This is a genomic window from Vannielia litorea, from assembly GCF_900142295.1.
GTDB lineage: Bacteria > Pseudomonadota > Alphaproteobacteria > Rhodobacterales > Rhodobacteraceae > Vannielia > Vannielia litorea.
This window is the reverse complement of the sequence record NZ_FSRL01000001.1, coordinates 301,917-320,109: the sequence shown is the minus strand read 5'-3', so window position 1 is coordinate 320,109 and position 18,193 is coordinate 301,917. Positions and strand designations below refer to the sequence as shown.

The 18,193-nt window shown below is 63.7% G+C and carries 24 protein-coding genes and 1 tRNA gene; 4 read left to right on the top strand and 21 right to left on the bottom strand.

The window, feature by feature from the left end:
• Positions 1-75: 75 nt before the first annotated feature.
• The 14 genes from BUR94_RS01660 to BUR94_RS01600 all read right to left on the bottom strand — a co-directional run bounded on the left by BUR94_RS01660 (position 76) and on the right by BUR94_RS01600 (position 9,162).
• Positions 76-261 (bottom strand): DNA gyrase inhibitor YacG, encoded by a 186-nt coding sequence (locus BUR94_RS01660; RefSeq protein ID WP_074254533.1) that lies wholly within the window; start codon positions 259-261, stop codon positions 76-78.
• Positions 258-1,286 (bottom strand): ribonuclease E/G, encoded by a 1,029-nt coding sequence (locus BUR94_RS01655; protein ID WP_074254532.1) that lies wholly within the window; start codon positions 1,284-1,286, stop codon positions 258-260. Before BUR94_RS01655 ends, BUR94_RS01660 begins: the two co-directional genes overlap by 4 nt.
• Complete coding sequence (locus BUR94_RS01650) at positions 1,283-1,861, bottom strand: Maf family protein (RefSeq protein WP_074254531.1); 579 nt, start codon at positions 1,859-1,861, stop codon at positions 1,283-1,285. The genes BUR94_RS01655 and BUR94_RS01650 overlap by 4 nt, the downstream gene beginning before the upstream one ends.
• Before the next feature lies 1 nt (position 1,862).
• Positions 1,863-2,081, bottom strand: coding sequence for a translation initiation factor IF-1 (gene infA, locus BUR94_RS01645; RefSeq protein WP_074254530.1), 219 nt, complete (start codon positions 2,079-2,081; stop codon positions 1,863-1,865).
• Positions 2,082-2,208: 127 nt separating this feature from the next.
• Positions 2,209-2,604: an arsenate-mycothiol transferase ArsC gene (locus BUR94_RS01640; protein ID WP_245794540.1), complete on the bottom strand. Its 396-nt coding sequence runs from the start codon at positions 2,602-2,604 to the stop codon at positions 2,209-2,211.
• Between the two features lie 66 nt (positions 2,605-2,670).
• Positions 2,671-3,150: a UPF0262 family protein gene (locus BUR94_RS01635; RefSeq protein WP_074254528.1), complete on the bottom strand. Its 480-nt coding sequence runs from the start codon at positions 3,148-3,150 to the stop codon at positions 2,671-2,673.
• A gap of 65 nt (positions 3,151-3,215) precedes the next feature.
• Positions 3,216-3,911 (bottom strand): DUF4272 domain-containing protein, encoded by a 696-nt coding sequence (locus BUR94_RS01630; protein ID WP_074254527.1) that lies wholly within the window; start codon positions 3,909-3,911, stop codon positions 3,216-3,218.
• Positions 3,908-5,209, bottom strand: a complete 1,302-nt coding sequence (gene hisD / locus BUR94_RS01625) for a histidinol dehydrogenase (RefSeq protein WP_074254526.1) — start codon at positions 5,207-5,209, stop codon at positions 3,908-3,910. Before hisD ends, BUR94_RS01630 begins: the two co-directional genes overlap by 4 nt.
• A 21-nt stretch (positions 5,210-5,230) precedes the next feature.
• On the bottom strand, positions 5,231-5,755 hold the full coding sequence (locus tag BUR94_RS01620; protein WP_074254525.1) for a GNAT family N-acetyltransferase: 525 nt from the start codon (positions 5,753-5,755) through the stop codon (positions 5,231-5,233).
• The gene (locus BUR94_RS01615; RefSeq protein ID WP_245794330.1) at positions 5,752-6,234 is read right to left on the bottom strand and encodes a DUF2948 family protein; all 483 of its coding nucleotides are present in this window, start codon (positions 6,232-6,234) and stop codon (positions 5,752-5,754) included. The genes BUR94_RS01620 and BUR94_RS01615 overlap by 4 nt, the downstream gene beginning before the upstream one ends.
• A 268-nt stretch (positions 6,235-6,502) precedes the next feature.
• Positions 6,503-7,777 (bottom strand): UDP-N-acetylglucosamine 1-carboxyvinyltransferase, encoded by a 1,275-nt coding sequence (gene murA, locus BUR94_RS01610; RefSeq protein ID WP_074254524.1) that lies wholly within the window; start codon positions 7,775-7,777, stop codon positions 6,503-6,505.
• Positions 7,770-7,934 (bottom strand): hypothetical protein, encoded by a 165-nt coding sequence (locus tag BUR94_RS20580; RefSeq protein WP_175570409.1) that lies wholly within the window; start codon positions 7,932-7,934, stop codon positions 7,770-7,772. The genes murA and BUR94_RS20580 overlap by 8 nt, the downstream gene beginning before the upstream one ends.
• A 48-nt stretch (positions 7,935-7,982) precedes the next feature.
• Positions 7,983-8,954, bottom strand: coding sequence for an aKG-HExxH-type peptide beta-hydroxylase (locus BUR94_RS01605; RefSeq protein ID WP_074254523.1), 972 nt, complete (start codon positions 8,952-8,954; stop codon positions 7,983-7,985).
• A 10-nt stretch (positions 8,955-8,964) separates the two neighbouring features.
• Positions 8,965-9,162, bottom strand: coding sequence for a hypothetical protein (locus BUR94_RS01600; RefSeq protein WP_074254522.1), 198 nt, complete (start codon positions 9,160-9,162; stop codon positions 8,965-8,967).
• 70 nt (positions 9,163-9,232) lie between these two features.
• On the opposite strand from BUR94_RS01600, the gene BUR94_RS01595 reads away from it, so the two are divergent.
• Positions 9,233-10,204 carry a hypothetical protein gene (locus tag BUR94_RS01595; RefSeq protein WP_074254521.1) on the top strand — a complete coding sequence of 324 codons (972 nt, stop codon included), beginning with the start codon at positions 9,233-9,235 and terminating at the stop codon, positions 10,202-10,204.
• Between the two features lie 87 nt (positions 10,205-10,291).
• Positions 10,292-10,366, top strand: a tRNA-Thr gene (locus tag BUR94_RS01590).
• Here BUR94_RS01590 and BUR94_RS01585 read toward each other — a convergent pair.
• From BUR94_RS01585 to BUR94_RS20370, 7 genes are all read right to left on the bottom strand, one after another.
• A complete protein-coding gene (locus BUR94_RS01585) occupies positions 10,356-11,909 on the bottom strand; it encodes a recombinase family protein (RefSeq protein WP_074254520.1) in 1,554 nt (517 codons plus the stop codon). The two genes, BUR94_RS01590 and BUR94_RS01585, sit on opposite strands and share 11 nt — an antisense overlap.
• A 23-nt stretch (positions 11,910-11,932) precedes the next feature.
• Positions 11,933-12,499 (bottom strand): hypothetical protein, encoded by a 567-nt coding sequence (locus BUR94_RS20380; RefSeq protein ID WP_139301196.1) that lies wholly within the window; start codon positions 12,497-12,499, stop codon positions 11,933-11,935.
• Positions 12,500-12,532: 33 nt separating this feature from the next.
• Positions 12,533-14,176, bottom strand: coding sequence for a type IV secretory system conjugative DNA transfer family protein (locus BUR94_RS01575; protein WP_074254518.1), 1,644 nt, complete (start codon positions 14,174-14,176; stop codon positions 12,533-12,535).
• The gene (locus BUR94_RS20375) at positions 14,173-14,412 is read right to left on the bottom strand and encodes a hypothetical protein (protein WP_139301195.1); all 240 of its coding nucleotides are present in this window, start codon (positions 14,410-14,412) and stop codon (positions 14,173-14,175) included. The genes BUR94_RS01575 and BUR94_RS20375 overlap by 4 nt, the downstream gene beginning before the upstream one ends.
• An 83-nt stretch (positions 14,413-14,495) precedes the next feature.
• A complete protein-coding gene (locus BUR94_RS01570; RefSeq protein WP_074254517.1) occupies positions 14,496-14,723 on the bottom strand; it encodes a hypothetical protein in 228 nt (75 codons plus the stop codon).
• A 32-nt stretch (positions 14,724-14,755) separates the two neighbouring features.
• On the bottom strand, positions 14,756-15,055 hold the full coding sequence (locus BUR94_RS01565; protein WP_175570408.1) for a hypothetical protein: 300 nt from the start codon (positions 15,053-15,055) through the stop codon (positions 14,756-14,758).
• A 310-nt stretch (positions 15,056-15,365) separates the two neighbouring features.
• Positions 15,366-16,331 (bottom strand): hypothetical protein, encoded by a 966-nt coding sequence (locus tag BUR94_RS20370; protein ID WP_175570407.1) that lies wholly within the window; start codon positions 16,329-16,331, stop codon positions 15,366-15,368.
• Positions 16,332-16,487: 156 nt separating this feature from the next.
• Between BUR94_RS20370 and BUR94_RS20365 the strand changes: the two genes are divergently transcribed.
• Both BUR94_RS20365 and BUR94_RS21090 read left to right on the top strand, forming a co-directional pair.
• Positions 16,488-17,210, top strand: a complete 723-nt coding sequence (locus BUR94_RS20365) for a hypothetical protein (RefSeq protein WP_139301193.1) — start codon at positions 16,488-16,490, stop codon at positions 17,208-17,210.
• A gap of 306 nt (positions 17,211-17,516) precedes the next feature.
• Complete coding sequence (locus tag BUR94_RS21090; protein ID WP_342745191.1) at positions 17,517-18,188, top strand: very short patch repair endonuclease; 672 nt, start codon at positions 17,517-17,519, stop codon at positions 18,186-18,188.
• Positions 18,189-18,193 lie beyond the last annotated feature (5 nt).

The window sequence follows — 18,193 nt, the reverse complement described above, 5'->3', positions numbered from 1 at the left end:
CAGGCTCCCATGACATGGATCAAGCGGATGTGCGAAAATGCGGGACCCGGGCCGCACCGGCGCCGAGAGGTGCCCTCAGTGAGGCTTGGGGGCAGGTGCCTCCTCGGCGAGGCGCGCGGCCTCCTCCAGGTCCTCGGGGTCGTCGGAGGGCACCGCATAGGCTCCGGTGAGCCACTTGCCGAGATCGAGGTCGGCGCAGCGACGGGAGCAGAACGGGCGATAGTCCTGCTCGGTCTTCTTGCCGCAGATCGGGCAGCTCATCGGATCTCCTCGGGCAGCGTCAGGGCGAGCGGCAGGCGCTCGCGCTTTCGTTGCATTTCATACTGGCCCAGTGGCGTCCAGCCGGCGAGGACGGTCTCGATCGGATCGGCGCGGAAGGCGGCCTTCAGTGACTGTTCGAGCTGTTTGCGCTGGCCCTTGGGCATGGGCGCGAAATCCACCACGATGCGGCCGCCCAGCCCCCGCAACCGCAACGCCCGCGGCAGCGCCTTGGCGGCGGCGATGTTGGCCTTGAGCGCGGCGGCGGGCGACATGTCTCCGCCGGTGTTCACATCGACGGCGACGAGCGCGCGGGTGGGCTCCACGTAGAGCGTGGCCTCCCCGGCCCGCTCGCGCGGCCCCTGCAGTGCGGCCAGCGCATCGAGCACGCCGTGGCTCTCGAAGCTGCCGGCCTCGGTGATCACCTCGGCGGGGCCGGTCCACTCGCGCCAGGCGGTGAGGTGCGGGCCGTCGCCGGGGTGCACCTCGCCCGGCTCGGTGGCCGAAAGCGCGGCCTCGGCGCCGGCGATCATGGCAGCGATGTCCTCGGCGATATCCGCCTCGTCGGCCCCCAGGCAGGACGACCGCAGGATCAGCCCCCAGTCGCGACCATCGAGCGCCTCGAGCGCGGCGAGCTTGAGCCGGTCGCGCTCTTCCTCGTCGCGGATCGAACGGGCGAGGTTCACGCCAGGCGCATCGGGGGTGACGATCACGTAGCGCGACTTGAAGGTCAGGCTCCGGGTGACGGGCGGCGCCTTTTCGACCTCGGCATAGCCGGTGACCTGCACCACGAGCGGCTGGCCTGGTGCGATGCCCTTGGCCTGCCGAAACCAGAAGCGCTGGCCCTCGGCGGCCAGAAAGATGCCCCCCTGCCCCTTGGCCTGCCGCTCGGCTTGGGCGCGCCAGATCGCGCCCGGGCGAACGGTGCCGGGGGCGTCGATCAGCAGGTCGTCGAGGCGGCCATCGACCATCAGGGCAGCGGCCTCGCGGCCTGCGACGTGGTCGAGAATGATCTGCGTGCCCTTCATGCGGGACTCCGATAAAGCGGGTAGCCTGCGGCGACCAGAAGCTGCGCGGTTTCGGCCAGGGGCAGGCCCATGACGGCGGAATAGCTGCCGGAGATCCACGGAATGAAGGCGCCCGCCGGCCCCTGGATGGCATAGGCGCCGGCCTTGCCCTCCCAGTCTCCGGTTTCGAGGTAGGCAAACAGCTCGCTCTCGGAGAGCCGCTTCATCTTCACCGCCGTCACCACGTCGCGCTGCCAGATCCCCGCCTCGCTACGGACGGCGAGCGCGGTGATCACGCGGTGCCTGCGGCCCGAAAGCGCGCGCAGGAACGCGCCCGCCTCGGCTCGGCCCTCGGGCTTGCCCAGAATGCGGCGGCCAAGGGCCACGGTGGTATCGGCGGTGAGCACCAGCTCGCCCGGCGCGGGCGGGAGGGCCTGGGCCTTCTCCACCGCCATGCGCATGCAATAGGGGCGCGGAAGCTCCCCCTTGGCGGGTGTCTCGTCGATATCTGCGGCGCGGATGTCGTCGGGGATCAGCCCGAGCTGGCCCAGCAGCTCGCGCCGACGCGGGCTGCCGGATCCGAGGATGAGGCGCATCTTACCGGAAGCGGTAGTTGATGCGGCCCTTGGTCAGGTCATAGGGGGTCATCTCGACCTGCACCTTGTCGCCGGTGAGGACGCGGATGCGGTTCTTGCGAAGTTTTCCTGCCGTGTGCGCGATGATCTCATGGCCGTTCTCCAGCTCGACCCTGAACGTCGCATTGGGCAGGAGCTCCTTCACGACACCGGGAAATTCGAGCAGTTCTTCCTTGGCCATGTTCACTCCATTGTTGCACTGTTGCCGCACTGTGGCTGACGCGGCACTAGATGCGCTCAAGCGACCCATAAATCAAGCGAAAATGCAGGCCCGTCGCCGCGTTGTGACCTTTTTGGCCGAGCGCGGTTCAGACCTGCGTGGGCGGGCCAAAGCGCTGCTTCATCCGCGTGAGCAGCTGGTCGCGGACCTGCCGGTAGACGCCCAACTTGGCCTCGCGGGTCTCGCCGATGCCGGTGGGGTCCATGATCGGCCAGTATTCGACCTCGAGGTGATGCACGCGCGTCAGCTCCAGCGCCTGGCGCTGGGAAGCGGGAGAGAGCGCGATGATCAGGTCGAAGCCCGACAGGTCATCTCCCCACTGCTGCATCTCCTCGAAGCTGCGCGAGCGGTGGCGGTGCAGCTCGACCCCGATCTCCGCGCAGACCGATATGGCGAAGCCGTCCACGTCGAGATCGTTGTGGACCCCGGCCGACTGCACATAGGCGTCGTGGCCATAGAGCTTTTTCATCAGGCCCTCGGCCATCGGCGAGCGCACGGCGTTGTGGTCGCAGCAGAACAGCACCGAGGAGGGAAACGACTTGCCCAAGCCTCAGCTCCCGAAGTGCAGCACGCAGATGAGGGTAAAAAGGCGGCGGGCGGTGTCGGTATCCACCTCGGCCTTGCCTTCGAGCCGCTCCTGCAGCACCCGGGCGCCCTCGTTGTGAATGCCGCGCCGGGCCATGTCGATCGCCTCGATCTGGTGCGGCGGCAGCTTTTTCACCGCGTCATAGTAGCTTTCGCAGATCTGCCAGTAGTCCTTCACCACCTGCTTGAAGGGCGACAGCGACAAGTGGAAGGCCCCGATCTCGCGCGATTTCTCGTCGGAAATGTCGAACACCAGCCGACGCTCGCGGATGCACAGGTGCAGCCGGTAGGGGCCGGGGGGCAGCTCGACGCCGTCACGGCCGGTGGGCAGGAAGCTGTTGTCTTCCAGAAGGTCGAAGATCGCCACCTTGCGCTCCTGCTCGATCTCCGGCGTGGGCGGGGGCAGGTTGGCGTCGTCGATCTCGATATGGCAGATGCGGCTCATGCGCTCGTCTCCGTGGCTGCCGAAAGCTAGCCTGCGCTCGCGGATACTGCAATGCAGCGAAAACCTCAGGTGTCGGTGGTGACCTCGTCCCACGGCTGGCCGCCGTGGGCCCCGATGAGCCAGTTCAGGGCGTGGTGGCGCTCCCAGATGACATCGGGGTAGAGCCCGGCGGGTGGCGGGGCGCCATCGAGCCCGGCCTGCCGGGTGGCCCAGTGGTAGCGGTAGATCACATCGGCGGCGTCGAGCAGCTCGGCCTGCGGGCGGAGGCGGGCCTCGGCCCGAAGGCCCTCCGTCCCGAGGGTGCGGAGGGTCTCGGCCATGCGGGGCACATCCATGATTTCACTCGGGTATTTCAGCTCGTCGTAGATGCCGAGCGCCCAGAGCATCACCTCGACCGTCTCGTAGCGCCATGCGAACTGGGCGCGCATCTGCGGATCGGGATCGGGGGTATCGAGAAAAGCCTGTTCGGCGGGGCTGAACCAGCTGTCGTCGGCCCCGAACTGGGTGATCAGATTTCGGGCGAGGTCGCTGTCGCCGGTCTCGCCCTTCACGGCGACAATGGCGAGGGCGACGGTGCGGCGGATCACCTCTTCCTCGCTGCGGCGCAGGCTCTCGGCCTCGGTTTCGATCGCGGGGAGCGAAGGCAGCACCGGCACGCCCTGCCCTTCGAGCAACGCGATGGAGGCGGCCTTGCGGTCCTCGGCCTCGCCGGCGTTCAGCGGCGTGGCGAGCAGCAGGGCCATGAGGGTGGCGCGGATCATCGGTTCAGCTTGTCGAGTCGGGCGCGGACAGAGAGGCCGTGGGCCTGCAAACTCTCTGATTTCGCGAGGGTCTCCGCCGCCGGGCCGATGGTGCGCAGGGCGTCGGGGGTCATCCTGGCCAGAGTGGTGCGCTTGAGGAAGTCGAGCACCGAGAGGCCGGAGGAAAACCGGGCGGAGCGGGCGGTGGGCAGCACGTGGTTGGGGCCGCCGATGTAATCGCCGATGGCCTCGGGGGTCCACTGGCCGAGGAAGATCGCCCCGGCGTGGCGGATCCGTTCGGAGAGCGCCTCGGGGTTCTCGACGCAGAGCTCGAGGTGCTCGGGCGCGATGCGGTCGGAGAGCTCTGCCGCCTCGTCCAGGCTTTGCACGGTGATGACGGCGCCGTTGTCGCGCCAGCTGTCACCGGCGATCCCTGCGCGCTCGAGGGTTTGCAGGCGGGTGTCGACGGCGCGGGCCACGGCCGCGCCGAAAGCGGCGTCGGTGGTGATCAGGATCGACTGGGCGGAGGCGTCGTGCTCGGCCTGGGAGAGCAGGTCGAGGGCGAGAAAATCGGGGTCGTTGTCGGCGTCGGCGATGACCAGGATCTCGGAGGGGCCGGCGATCATGTCGATCCCGACCTTGCCGAAGACGCGGCGCTTGGCTGCGGCCACGAAGGCATTGCCCGGGCCAGTGATCTTGTCGACGGGCGCGATGGTTTGAGTGCCGTAGGCCAGGGCCGCCACGGCCTGCGCCCCGCCGATCCGGTAGACGGTTTCGACGCCCGCCAGGCGGGCGGCGTAGAGCACCAGCGGGTTGGCCTCGCCGCCCGGCGTGGGGCAGGCGATGACGAGGCGTTCGACGCCCGCGACCTGGGCAGGGACGGCGTTCATCAGCACCGAGGAGGGGTAGCTGGCGAGGCCGCCCGGCACATAGAGACCAGCGGCGGAAACCGGAGTCCAGCGCCAGCCGAGCGTGGCGCCGTCGGGGTCGGTCCACATGGCATCATCGGGCATCTGGCGGACGTGGTAGGCGCGGATGCGCTCTGCCGCCAGCTCGAGGGCGGCGGCCTCGGCGGCGGGCACGCGGGCGCAGAGCTCGTCGATCTCGGCCTCGGAAAAGGCAATGGTTTCAGGGGTCAGGCTCAGGCGGTCGAACTTTTCGGTCAGCTCGATGACGGCCTCGTCGCCCCGCCTGCGGACCTCGGAGATGATCCCGGCGACGGTGTCGTCGACATCGGGGGCATCCTCGCGCTTGGCGTTCAGGAGGGCCTGGAAACCGGCCTCGAAATCGGCGTCGCGGGTGTTGAGAAAGACGGGCATGGGCTCTCCTTTGCGGGCCTCTTACCCGCCCGCCGCACGGCCCTCAAGCGCATCGAGACGGCGGAGCATGTGCAGTTCGTCGAGATAACGGTTGTCAACGCGGAGCGCGCGGGGGCTGCGGCCGACCTCGACGAAGCCCTCGCGGAGATAGAAGGCACGCGCCCGGGGCGCGGCCTCGGAGACGTGGAGCTCGAGCTGGGCGATGCCATCCGCCCCGGCCTCGGCGAGGGCGGCGGCCAGCAGCGCCCTGGCGGCACCGCCACCCTGGTGGGCGGGCTGCACATAGACGCCCATGAGCCAGGCACGGTGGCCGACCTTCTCGCCCTCCTCGGCGACGTAGGTGAGGATGCCGACCAGCGCGCCATCGACGAAGGCGCCGAAATTCGTGTTGTATTGCAAGCGGTTGGCCTGCTCCAGCATGGGAACGGCGCGGGCTTCCTCGAGGCTCGTTCCAAAGGCCTCGGGGCAGGACCGCAGCGCCTCGAGCCGCAGCGCGCGGTAGGCTCCGGCCTCGGCGGGCACCAGCCTGCGGACGGTGAGGCTCACCCCTCCGGGTGTTCCGGCGCGTGGCGCGACGGAGCGATGTAGGGGCGGGTCACGTCCTTCAGGACCAGGTCGAGGCACTCGACCGAAAGCCGGATCGCGCCATCGCCCGCCAGCGTCAGGATGAGTGCGCCGGTGCCATCCTCCCCCTCCTCCCAAGTCACGGAAAGCAGGGACAGAATCGTGTCGGGATCGGAGCGGTCGATCCCCATGCTCGCGACCTTCATCACGTCGCCCACCCGCAGAACCGACTGCACCCGCTCGTAGGGCCGCCCGCGCGCCTCGGCGCGGGCCTTGTCTTCCCAGCGGAAGCGGTTGAGCAGCAAGGCAAATTCGCGTTGTGCCTTGTCGTATTTCATCTCGGTGATCGGAAAGACGGCATCCTGCACCAGCGCGGAGACGATGGGCAGAGAGCCCTCGTCCATCGCGGCGATGTAGATCGGGCGCTCGAGCCCGTCTTCGAACTTGGCGTCTTCAGCCACGATGCGCCTCCGGGGCAGGACTTTTTGGCAATTTTCCCATCACCCGAGAGACATAGGGGTTTCGGCCCGGCCGAACAAGCGGAGGTTGACGCGGCGTCCCGGGCGGTTAACGGCCGCGGCGCGGTTAACCTTGGTTAAATGTCACAACCGATGCACAACCCATGCACAACCCATGCATACGGGGTTTGTGCACCGTAGCCGCGCCCTACCCCACCGTTCGCGCGAAAGCGCACGCCGCACGGGCCGTTCCAGGGCGATGTCCGGACGCTCAGTCACCCTCGTGCAGGCGCTCGATGTGGGCGCCGACGCCGGAGAGCTTGCGCACGACATGCTCGTAGCCGCGGTCGAGGTGATAAACCCGGCTGACCACGGTTTCGCCCTCCGCCGCCAGCCCAGCTAGGATGAGCGAGACGGAGGCCCGCAGATCGGTGGCCATGACCGGCGCACCCTTCAGCCTGTCCACCCCGGTCACCGTGGCGTGGCCGCCGTGCACGTCGATCTTCGCGCCCATCCGCATCAGCTCGGGGGCGTGCATGAAGCGGTTCTCGAAGATCTTCTCTTCCAGCACAGAGGTGCCCTCGGCGGTGCACATCAGCGCCATCATCTGGGCCTGCAGATCGGTCGGGAAGCCGGGGAAAGGCTCGGTGACCACGTCGACGGCACGGACACGGCCGTTGTTGCGCTTCACCTTCAGGCCCCGGTTTGTCTGGGTGACCTCGATATCGGCCTCCTCTAGCTTGTCGGCAAAGGCGCCCACCAGCTCGCGCGCGCCGCCCAGCAGCTCCACCTCGCCACCGGCGATGGCGGGGGCCAGCATGTAGGTGCCCAGCTCGATCCGGTCGGTCACCACCGGATGGGTGGCCCCGGAGAGCCGGTCGACCCCCTGGATGGTGATGGTGCCAGTCTCGGCGCCCTCGATCTGGGCGCCCATCTTGATGAGGCAATTGGCCAGGTCCACGATCTCGGGCTCGCGGGCCGCGTTCTTCAGGACGGTGGTGCCCTTGGCGAGCACGGCGGCAAGCACGGCGTTCTCGGTCGCGCCGACCGAGACGAGCGGAAACTCGAAGGTCGCGCCCTTGAGGCGGCCGCCGGGGGCCTTGGCGTGCACGTAGCCATCGCGCAGGTCGAGCTCGGCGCCCATGGCCTCCAGCGCCTTGAGGTGCAGGTCGACCGGCCGCGCGCCGATGGCGCAGCCGCCGGGCAGGGACACCACGGCGTGGCCGTCGCGGGCCAGCATCGGCCCGAGCACGAGGATCGAGGCGCGCATCTTGCGGACGATGTCGTAATCGGCCTTGTGGTTGTGGATGTCATGCGACGACATGGTCAGCACCTTGCCCTCCTGCAGCGCGGAGACCTCGCAGCCGAGCGATTGGAGCAGCTGGGTCATGGTGCGGATGTCGCTGAGGCGCGGCGCATTGGTGAGCGTGAGCGGCTCCTCGCTCAGCAGCGTGGCCGGCATCAGGGTGAGGCAGGCGTTCTTGGCGCCCGAGATCGGAATGTCTCCATTCAGGGCGCCGTTGCCCCGGACCACGATTCTATCCATTTTCGCCCTCTTTGCCGCCCGATTCCGCCTGGTTTGTCTCGCCGGCGCGCGCCTTCGCCCGTGACCTGGCCTGCGCCTTGCGGCGGGCCATGTTGGCCTTGAGCGCCTGCTTCAGCCGCTCCTCGCGCGGTGCTGCCGGTTTGTCGCCTTTCGTCATGGGAGTGCTTTAGGGGAAGGGCGGCGCTGCGTCCATCCCTCGAAGGGCTCAGCCGCCGATCCAGGCGCGGGCATTGCCCATGACGGTGCGTCCGGTGGGGGAGAGCTTGCCATGCGCCTCGATCACCGACAGACCGGCGGCAAAATTGCGCCGGTCGGCGGCGGCGGCCTCCCGGGCGGCATCGACCTCTTCGGGGGAGAGCAGACCGGAGGCGGCGAGGCCCTCCATCGCCCAGGCCATCCGGGCGGAGACGAAGGTGGCGTGGTAGATGCCATCCATCGGGCGCGGGTCGGCGCGGAGGGGGGAGGCATAGGTTTCCTCGCCCGGATTGAGGGTGAGGGGTTCGTCGATGGTGAGGCCGAAGAGCAGCGAGTGGGCACTTTCGTGGGCCAGCACTTCGGCCACGGCGAGGCGCGTGGTGTGGAAGGTGGGATTGAGCAGCAGCAGGCCCCAGAACTGGTAGTGCGAGGCGCCGTCGAACTGCATGGCCGACCCTTCCGGTGCGACGGCGCAGACGACGTGGTGAACGATGCTCGTGATCTCTGCGTGAAGCTCCGGCAGGCCTTGGCGCAGAAGGTCGAGCCCGGCGGCGAGGCGCGTGCCGAAGGCGTCGGCGGTCTCGTGCGACACCGGTGCGAAATTGACGGCTTCGTCGCCCATCTGGCGGTCCATGAGCGCGTCGACCTCCCCTGCCCCGCCGCGTGGCGAGACCCGGAAGGGTGCCCGCCCGGCGCGGACATCGGACAGGAGCGCCTTTGCCTCGGCCTCGAGGCCGGCGTCTTCGCCGGCCAGAAGGGCGCTGCCGATCAGGTAGTAGCGGGCAAAGGCCTCGGGGCCGACGCGGGTTCGGGCGACAAGGTCGGAGGCCTGGGACAGGAGCGGTGCGGCCGGGTGGCCCGCCTCGGCGCAGGCCGCGGCGATATGTGCGAGACTGGCGGCCAGCTCACGGTGCATCCGCGCATCGACGAAACCCGCCCGAGCAGCATCGGGCGGGAAGGCCAGCAGATTTTCTAAAGACATCAGGCTGTGGTCAGAGCGTGCCCTGCGAACCGGCCGGCTGGCCCCCGCCAGTCTTGGTGCCCATCTTCAGGCTCATCGGACCGGTCACCTTGGCCCCTGCCTTCAGGCCGAGGGCACCGCCGCCCTTGTCGCCCATCTTCAGGCCGCCGGAAGCCTCGGACTCGAGCCGGAAGCCGAGCAGTTTCTTCTCGTCAATCTTGATCGTCATTGAAACATCCTTTCGTCTACAGCGTGGCTCGATTAACCTTTAGCTCAGCCTGCATGTCAAGAAGCCCGAAATGCCCCGCCTGCCCCGCCTTGTGATCTATGCCACCGGACGGCGGCTGAATACCTTCAGGGAAATCCGGGCAAAGGCCCCGAAAGCGGGTTTCCGGGTGAAGCTGATGGGCTACGAGGCCGCGGCGCGGGCGTGGCGGTTGCCGGCGGGCAGCGCGGTCTTCACCGATTTCGAGCGGATGTCACCGCCCTGGCTCGAGGTGGCGGCAACGCTCCGGGCAAGGACCGCCGAGACCGGCGCCCCGGTGCTCAACGACCCGGCCCGCTTCATGCCGCGCGCGGCCCTGCTGAAGGCCTTGCAGCGCGAGGGGATCAACCGGTTCGGCTGCTGGCTGCCGGTGCTGGGGGAACGGCCGGAGCGGTTTCCGTGCTTCCTGCGGACCGGCTGGGCGCACCGCGGGGTCATCGGCGACCTGCTCGAGACACCGGATCAGGCCGATGCAGCCCTGACGGCGGCGCTGGCGGCGGGCCATGCGCTCGCGGATCTCATGTTCATCGAATATGCCGGGCTCGCACGGGAAGGCGGGGTGTTTCGCAAGCGCGCGGCCTATGCGGTGCAAGGCGACGTGGTGCCGGCCTTGACGGTGAGCCAGCGGCACTGGGTGGCCAAGTCGGGCGAGGTGGGTGCGGCGAGCGCCGCGCAATACGCCGCCGACGAAGCCGAGATGCACGCCTACCCGCATGCCGAGGTGGTGCGGCGGGTGATGGCTCTCGCCGGGCAGGACTTTGGCCGGGTGGACTTTGGCCTGGCCGACAGCGGGATTGCCGTGTTCGAGCTCAACACCAACCCCTACATCCGCTTCGGCACCGGCCACCCCGACCCGGAGCGGGTGAAGACACAGGCGGGAGTCGAGCTGCGGCTGATGGAGCGGCTGCGCCAACTGGCCGCCGAGGGCACCGGCGCACGGGCCCCTCGCCTCACCGGCGCCTTCGGATGGCGGGGAAGGTTGAAAATGTCGCCGAAAATGCCGTGAGGGGGGCTTGCATGTGGGCGCGACTGATGTAAAAGCCCCTTCACGCTGCGCCGGACGCCTTCGAGGGGGTCTGCGCAGGTCGAGAATGCTGTGGTAGCTCAGTGGTAGAGCACACCCTTGGTAAGGGTGAGGTCGAGAGTTCAATCCTCTCTCACAGCACCATTTCTCCATTTAGGCCTGTCAAATCCCCTAACACCTTGAAGGGAAAGGCAGTTTTTATAGTTCCATACCCATTATTTCGGCAGTATCTCAGAGGCTCTGCGAAGGCCAGTCTGAGCACTGTTTGCTGCACCGCATGAGTGCCATTCTTATAGATATTCCAAGGGCTTGAGAGGAATCGGAGAGTTAGTTCCATACAATCCTCCAGCCTTGCCTTGGTTGGCAGCTCTTTCGTGGCCTTTTCGGCCAGCACGAGCTTCTGCCGCTCCAGAGCGTCAATGCGCTCTTCCAGCTTCTTCGCGACCGTGCGGTTCTCGGTATCGACCAGGCGGTCGATGAGGCCTTCAACCTGCTTCTCAGCGTCCTTGAGCTGGCGCTTCCACTCATCCCGCGCCGCATGGGCTTGAGCGCTCCTCATCTCCCAGGCATCAGCGAACATTGCCTTTACCAGCCCGAAGAGCTTGCGAGATGGTGTGAGGCTCTGGAGGATGCCTTCGAAGGCTTCTTCCATCTTGGCACGCGGAATGCCTTTGCTCTTTTCTTCGCAGCCGCGCGTCTCGCATCTGTAATAGGCGTAGCGCTTGCGGCAGCCTGTGGACCAAGCCGCCGTCATGGCATTGCCGCAGCAGTTACAGGCGACGAACCCGCGCAGCGGGAAATCGATGTGGTAGTCCTTCCGCGCAGCCGGAGCGCGTTTCTTGCCCTCCAGATTGTCCTGAATACGCTGGTATGTCTCGAAGCTGATAAGACCGTCATGCTGACCTTCGCGTACGGTCACGCCCCACTTCGGGGCCTCGACATAGCCCGCATAGACGACTTTCTTGAGAAGGCGCGTGACTGTCATGGGGCGAAGTGAGCCGTCCTTGCGGTCTTTCGGGAAATGCGGATCGCGCTCTAAAAAGCGCTGCACTTCGGCTTGGCTGACAAAGCGGCCAGAGGCATAGCCGTCCAAAGCTTCGCGCACGACAGAGGCTAGAGGCTCATCAGGTACAAGCACCTTGCCGCCACCTCCCTTGGCGGAAACGTGTTTGTATCCGACCGGGGCGCGGAACACCCAATAGCCTGCTTCAACGCGCGCTTTCATTTTCTGGATCACTTGGCGGCGGTTCTGTTCGCGCTCAAGGTGACCTTGTGCCGCCATAATCGTTTCGATGAATTCGCCTTCGGGCGTATCCTCAAAATTGAAGTTCAGACACTTCGGCACCGCGCCGCGCGCGGACAATGCCTTTCTCAGCTTCCAGTGAAAGTCACGGTCACGGGCAAAGCGCTTAAGATCGTCAAAAATAATGACGTAAGGCTTGCCCGGCTGGGCATCGAGGAAGCTCAGCAGCGCAACCATACCGGGGCGCTTCATGAAATCGCCGCCGCCAGAGACATCATCGGGGAACACAGCCTCCACCGCATAGCCGTGCATGTCGGCGTACGAGCGGCAGCGCTGCTCTTGGCTCTCCAGGCCGCTCCCGTCTACCTTCTGCTTGGTAGACGATACGCGGCAATAGATAAGCGCGGCGGGCGCATCGCCTTCGATTTTTTGAACATAGCCCATGAATCCTCCTATCTTACGCGGCTTTACTCAGCCGCCATCTGGTTGAATTTCTTGCTCAATGTGTGACCTTGGCAGACTACTACATCTTGCGCCGGATCACCGCAGAAACCTTCACTTTCTGCCACTTGTCCACAGGCATCCTCCAGCGGAGAGACGTCAAACCCGAGGTCCACGAAGCAAAGGATCATCTGCCACAGCGACTCAATAATTTGCTCCTTTTGCTGATCGCTCAGCGCGGGATCATCGAGCCAGGCCTGATACTTCTGCACATCGACCTTGATGGTCTTCTTTGGCGGCGCATCGAGTGCCACTCCTAGGGCTTCGCCTATCAGCGCAGCATGGCCGAGGCCGCTACCGTTTTCTTCTTCCATCGCTGCAACCTCCTTGCTTGGCTGGTTTGCAGGCGCGCGCGTACCATCATCCGCGTTATGCGGATATGCATCGTTTGGTGAACTCTCTGAAACCGGAGCTTTTTGGCCAGCACATTCGATTGTATGCGCAATTGCTCCTTCTACCTTAAGTTTACCATAATCATTGCGATTATCGCAAATTCTACGGGTTTCGCGGGTATTTCTGATAGTCGTTTCCATTGTGTGCTTTCTCTTTTGGCAAGGGTTGAGGGGTCAGGATTGCGGAGGGTGGCCTTCGATGAATTGCCATTCGCCGTGTTTGTATTGCGGAAGGTGGGCATGACTGGCGGGTACAGTCTCGCGAATGACGCGCAGACTGGACGTGCCGCCCCATCGGCCAGGGACGCTGACCGCGCTTAACTCTCGGTCAAAGTACGGGTTCGGGCCGTAGAGGCCTGTGTAGGCTTTGTTCGCGTAGTACGGTGTTTTGGCCGCGAAGAATGGCGGGATGCCGTAGCCGGACGGCATGACGAGCGCTTGGCTTTGCGCCATGGCAAGGATTTCCTCGGGCGTGCAGAGCGGACGTGAGAGCTTGCGCTTATGCTGCTGCTCATAGTCCAGCGCGCGCAGCGCCGATCCTGTTTTCAAGGGATCGCTCCGCCCACTGAACGCATCCAATAGCGCTTCGCGGCGGGAGCGCTGCGCACGATGCTGGACGAGGTGATCTTCCAGAGCGAGGGTCTGGTTGCCAAGCTTGGCGCTCAGCATCCTTGCGGTCTCAAGGTCGGAGATTCCGCCGCCGAGATAGACTTCGAGGTCCGCGCTGGCCGAGAGCGTCATCGCTCCCGTTGGCCCCAGGTTCTTTCTGATCTGGCCGATATCCTGATAGACGCAAACCGGGCACAGACCAAAGCCTCGACCGATGGAATAGAACTCTGCAATTTCAGGGAAGGCTCCGAGCTGGGCGGCCTCATCGATGACGAGGTTCAGCGTCGGAGCCTCCGGCCTTACCTGCTTAAGCGTGCGCAAAGTCGAGAAGAACTGGCGGATGAGCGCCGCATTCTGCTGCGTCATCTCCGGCGGCATGACGAAGAACACAAAGACGGACTGCCTTGAATTTTCGCAAAGCACATCAAGCGAGAAATCCGCTTGCGCCGATGCCACGAAGGTCTCTTGCAGCCTCGGATCGTTCATGAAGGCCAGGGCGTTCGTGATTTCCGCCATCACGGATTCGAAAGTGCGGCTGGCATCTTCGGCCATATTCCGCATCTCGGCGAAGGTAACGTGCAAGTCCGGCTCGCCGAGCGCTTCCATCAGCTCCGAGACTTCAGCCCAGGCTTCGGGAGCGGAGCGGATCATGCCGACCAGCTCATAGAGCGAACTCGGGGAGACCCCGCCATCGAGGTGCACGAGCCCCCGGATCAGCGGATCGAGCCAGTTTTGTGCCTTCTGCTCGAAGAAGCGGGCATCGCCGCCGCCGCTTTCCGCGATCAAGGTGCGTGCTGCCCTTCGGCTGTCCGCGACCAGTCGCGGCGATTGCGGCGTCAGGTGCGAGAGCACCGAGAGACGGTGGCCCTGCACGCCGTGGGTGAGATAGGGATTGATCTCATAGACGGCTGCCTTGATGTGCGCGAAATACGGCTCCAAGACTGCCCGCAGCTCGCGCTTGGGATCGAAGATCGCATAGCGCGGCGGCTCGCCCTTGCGGCCTGGCGCGTCCATCAGGTGCGCAAGAACGCTCGTGAACTTGCCGGAGCCCGCCCCGCCGATCAGCAGCATGCCAGCTTGTTTGGCGTGGAAGAGCTTACGCCCATTATAGAAGCCGAAGGGCACACCACCCTGATCACGGAACGCCCGCAGGACTTCCATCTCATCCGCAAAACGCGCCGAGCCGTACGGATAATCGATGGGGTTCATGGCTGATCCCCCTCATCGCTGAAGGCTACGGGAACGATTGAACTGGAATTTAGCCAGCAGCTATTTTCAATTGGCGGGAAGAGCGCGGCTGTGACATTGAACATCACGGGCCAGCAGATCATCAGGATGAGAGGATTCATCCAATGCGTCTCATTTAGCTCCCAAAGCCATTTGAAGGGACGGGCAATTAAGTGCAGCACACTGTTCTGCGCCGAGATCTGAGAGAAAGCGTCCATGGTTTACTCCTTTATTTGTATTGAGGTTTGAGGATGTGGATGGGATGGCGACCCCGCCGAAACGGGATCGCCAAGCATTGCAATCACTCGTAAGTGGTAATTTGGCTTTTGGCGTTCCAACGCGTCTTGATCGACGCGCCCCATTGGAATGCTCCGAGAGAGAGACCGCCGCAGATCAGCATTCCCAGATATTCACCGTTTGAGAACGCGCCGAAAGCCGCCAACGCGATGATCGCGCCAAGAATAAAGAGTGCGTTCTGAGCCAACTCGGCGAGCGGGTTGGTGATCGTTTTGGGTGCACGGTTAATCATGGTATTTCCTTTTCTGATGTGGGTTTCTGGGTTCAGATGAATCTGTAGGCGAGGTACACGCCCGCCGCCGTGAGGGCTGCGAGAATGCTTGCCCGCGCCGCGAAGAACACGAACGGGTACGCCAAGATCATCCAGGCAATTCCGATGAGATCGACGACCTCATAGGAATAGGAGCGCTCTGCCATTGCGGTGACATACGGTGCTGTCAGCGCGTTGAACGGAGAGCCGAGAAGGATCGCCACCATGGCCGCAGCCGTGGTCGCAAATCCGCCTTTGATATCATCCATCGGGCTCTGCGGCCCGCGTGGAGGGTAGTTATTGGGTGCGTACATTGTCTTTCCTTTGTTATTTTCGGCGTCCGTCAGGACGCAGGTTTCAGGTCACCGGAAAGCGCATGTCTCCGGCGGGTTTGGTCTTCTTCGTGTGTTTCGGGGAGCATCCCCTCAGGCTTGCTGCTCCGGGTCGTTTCCCGTTGCTCAGCCGATATGGGGGCGACAAAAAGAAAATGCGGGCTCAAATTTCGACCCGTCCAATGCGATCACATGCAACCGCTAACGCAATACACTCTAAGCCGAATAAAACTATGATTTATCAGTAAGATACCATGTAGCCATACGGCGAATGCACTCGGACTTGGTAAGCTTAGATTTCTTCGCAGCGCGTTCGATGGCAGCAAAAAATTTGGTGATCGAACCCAACTGACACAGCCACAGGCAACGCCTGCTTTGGGGCGAGTGCTTCGGGCAGCCTTGCCTCCTCGTTCATGAAGGAGCTCACCGCCTCGTTCACCCATGCCGAGCGTTCCGTGCGGCCACGGGCTCTGTCGATCTGCGCCGCAAGCGTTCGGCTAAACCGAACGGTGGTCATCTTGTCGGCGCGGTTCGCGGCAGAGCTGCGCGACTTGTCTGGATGGGGAAGTGAAGCGCGCCGAGGGCGTCTGGCACTGCCTTCGGACGTCTTGGGCGCTTTCGATGGCGCGGGGAGGTAGACTGGGTGTCCCTGACGCTGGAGCTTTTCCGCTATCGCCTCTTCAAGCCATCGGCTCTGACTGATGCCTACGTGAAAAGCTTCATCCTCTATGAGCTTCTTGATGTCGGGTACGACGCGGCACGGCATCTGGACCTTCTGCGACGGCATTCTGTTCACTCCCGCCCATCCAGGCTGCTCTGCATCTGTAAGTTGCTGGCGCTTGCGAGCCGGACGACGGGGCAGCTTGTACGCATGCTTCTTCCTACCATAGCGCGCGACTTCTTCTGCATTGTTTAGATGTGGCCCCACATCGATCATGATCTGGCGAGCCAGATCATCAAAGAGCGGTTGGTTGTCCAGCGCCTCACGCAGCAGCCGAGCGGCAAGCCCCGGCTGCGGGATTAGACAACGATCAGAATGCAGCTCGCGCAAAATCCCGACAACTTCTCGGGCGCGCCGCTGGGTCCGGTCATCGTCCACGCCCTTCGAGAAAAGCCTTAGCGATCCTGAACAGTCCTCAAGGGCAATACGAAAGAGTACCAAGTACCATGGAAAGGTTCTGGAACGCCGAGGCTCAAAAAACTCCGCACGATCCTCGTGAGCGAGCCGGAGGACCGATGACCGGAAGGTCTCCCCCATCTTTGAGCGCCTTAGCACCGGAAAAGCCGCCCCATCCATCACAATCTATATATGACGCGCTGGCCCTCCGCCGAGCAAGTAAAACCGAACCTATGTCCAAGCGATCAGGTTCAGTATGGAAAGGAGCAAGAGCTTATCGGAATCATGGAGGAAAGCATGGGAAATCCGAAGCATTACGGAATCGAACTGCCTGTACGCTGCCTTGAGCTTATAGAGAAGCTCTGGCCTGCTGCCTGCGAAGTGCACGGTGGAGAAAGACCGGACCTAGGGCCACTGACATCAACCTTTCTGCTGTCTATGTCCATCCCAGTTATCAACATCCCGCTAGAGCGGATCGAGCGGCATATTAATAAGCCGGAGGGAGCAACATACGCTGATGATCGGCATCTGAATGCTGAGGCAGAGAAGGCTTTTGACGACGTCATACGTAAGGGTAGGCTCTCCGACGCACCGTTCTATCAAACGGGTGTGTGGCATTTCGTACAGGTGGAGCCGAAGACTCTGCCTAACATTGCCAAGGGGCTTTCCACGGAACTCGCCAACGAACTAAGAGGCGCAGATGCGGAAAAGAGAGCGCACGAGATGAACGCGTCTCAGTGGGTAAGTGTCCTCCGAAATGCCATGGCACATGGCGGCATCGCTTACCTTGATGAGAACGGCCACAGTACAGATGGCGCAGCGGTAAGAATGTACGCATTCGTCAGCGGAAAGTATGGGAAGCCCCAATGCCAACACGCTGAAGGTGATTGCCGCTTCGGTATGGGCGAACTTGAACGGATTAATATTTTGCGTATCAGCGAGGACAACTACAAAGAGTTTCTACGGCGGTGGGTGGCATGGTTGGTCGACACTACGCTAGTAAATAAGACAGCGGCATAACGCTTCCTCTGCACAAAGCCTTAGCGCTAGCAGCATCTCAAACTTGGTACTACCACTTGTCCCCTAAGGATGACGGCAGGACTAGGAGCGAACGCAAGCTGTGCGTGGTAGTACCACGCGCTTGGCAAGGGGTCCCGCTGCGCGCCCCCGTTGCATCCCCCCGGCCAGTGGCTCTTCCTGGGCATTGAACCCATCCAGAGCCAGTAGAACGTATCCCCGTTCAATCAGTCGTTGGGCTTGGAGACGTGCCTCTCCACCAACACCGAACCATGCACGAACGTCTGGCCGTCCGATCACCACCATTTCATGGAGACCAACCTTCCGCAGTTTGGATGCGCGCCATGTCATGGAGACGACTTCATCGAGACCAGGAAGCGAGCATTTCATAGCTGCCCTTGCCTTGGAACCATCCCATCGACCACGGGGCGTTCCTGCCCCCGTGGACCCCTGACCAACCCTCCGCGGATTGGATGCCGCCAGCGCGTCGGCGCTGAACCCGATCATGAGACCTTCCGCTTCTCACTGGTAGCGAGTGCTGTCGGTCAGCGGGCGTGCCTGATAGGTAGACACATGGACACACGCAGCCCAGAGCAGAGACGGCGCATCATGCAAGCTGTCAAGAGCAGGAACACCCGACCAGAGGTTCTGGTCAGGAGCCTGCTGCATGCACAAGGCTACCGCTTCCGGCTCCACCGCAACGACCTGCCAGGCAAGCCCGACATCGTTCTGCCAAAATACCGAAAGATCATCTTGGTACATGGTTGTTTCTGGCATGCGCACGGTTGCGCTAAGGGGCAACCGCCCAAGTCTCGACAAGACTACTGGCTACCAAAGCTGGCTGCCAACGTTCGCCGTGACACCGCGAAGACTGGCCAACTGGAAGCGATGGGGTGGACAGTCCTTGTTGTGTGGCAGTGTCAAACGAGAGATCGAGCGGCTCTCGCTGAGCGGCTACAACAATTTGTGGATGAAAGCTAGAAGCC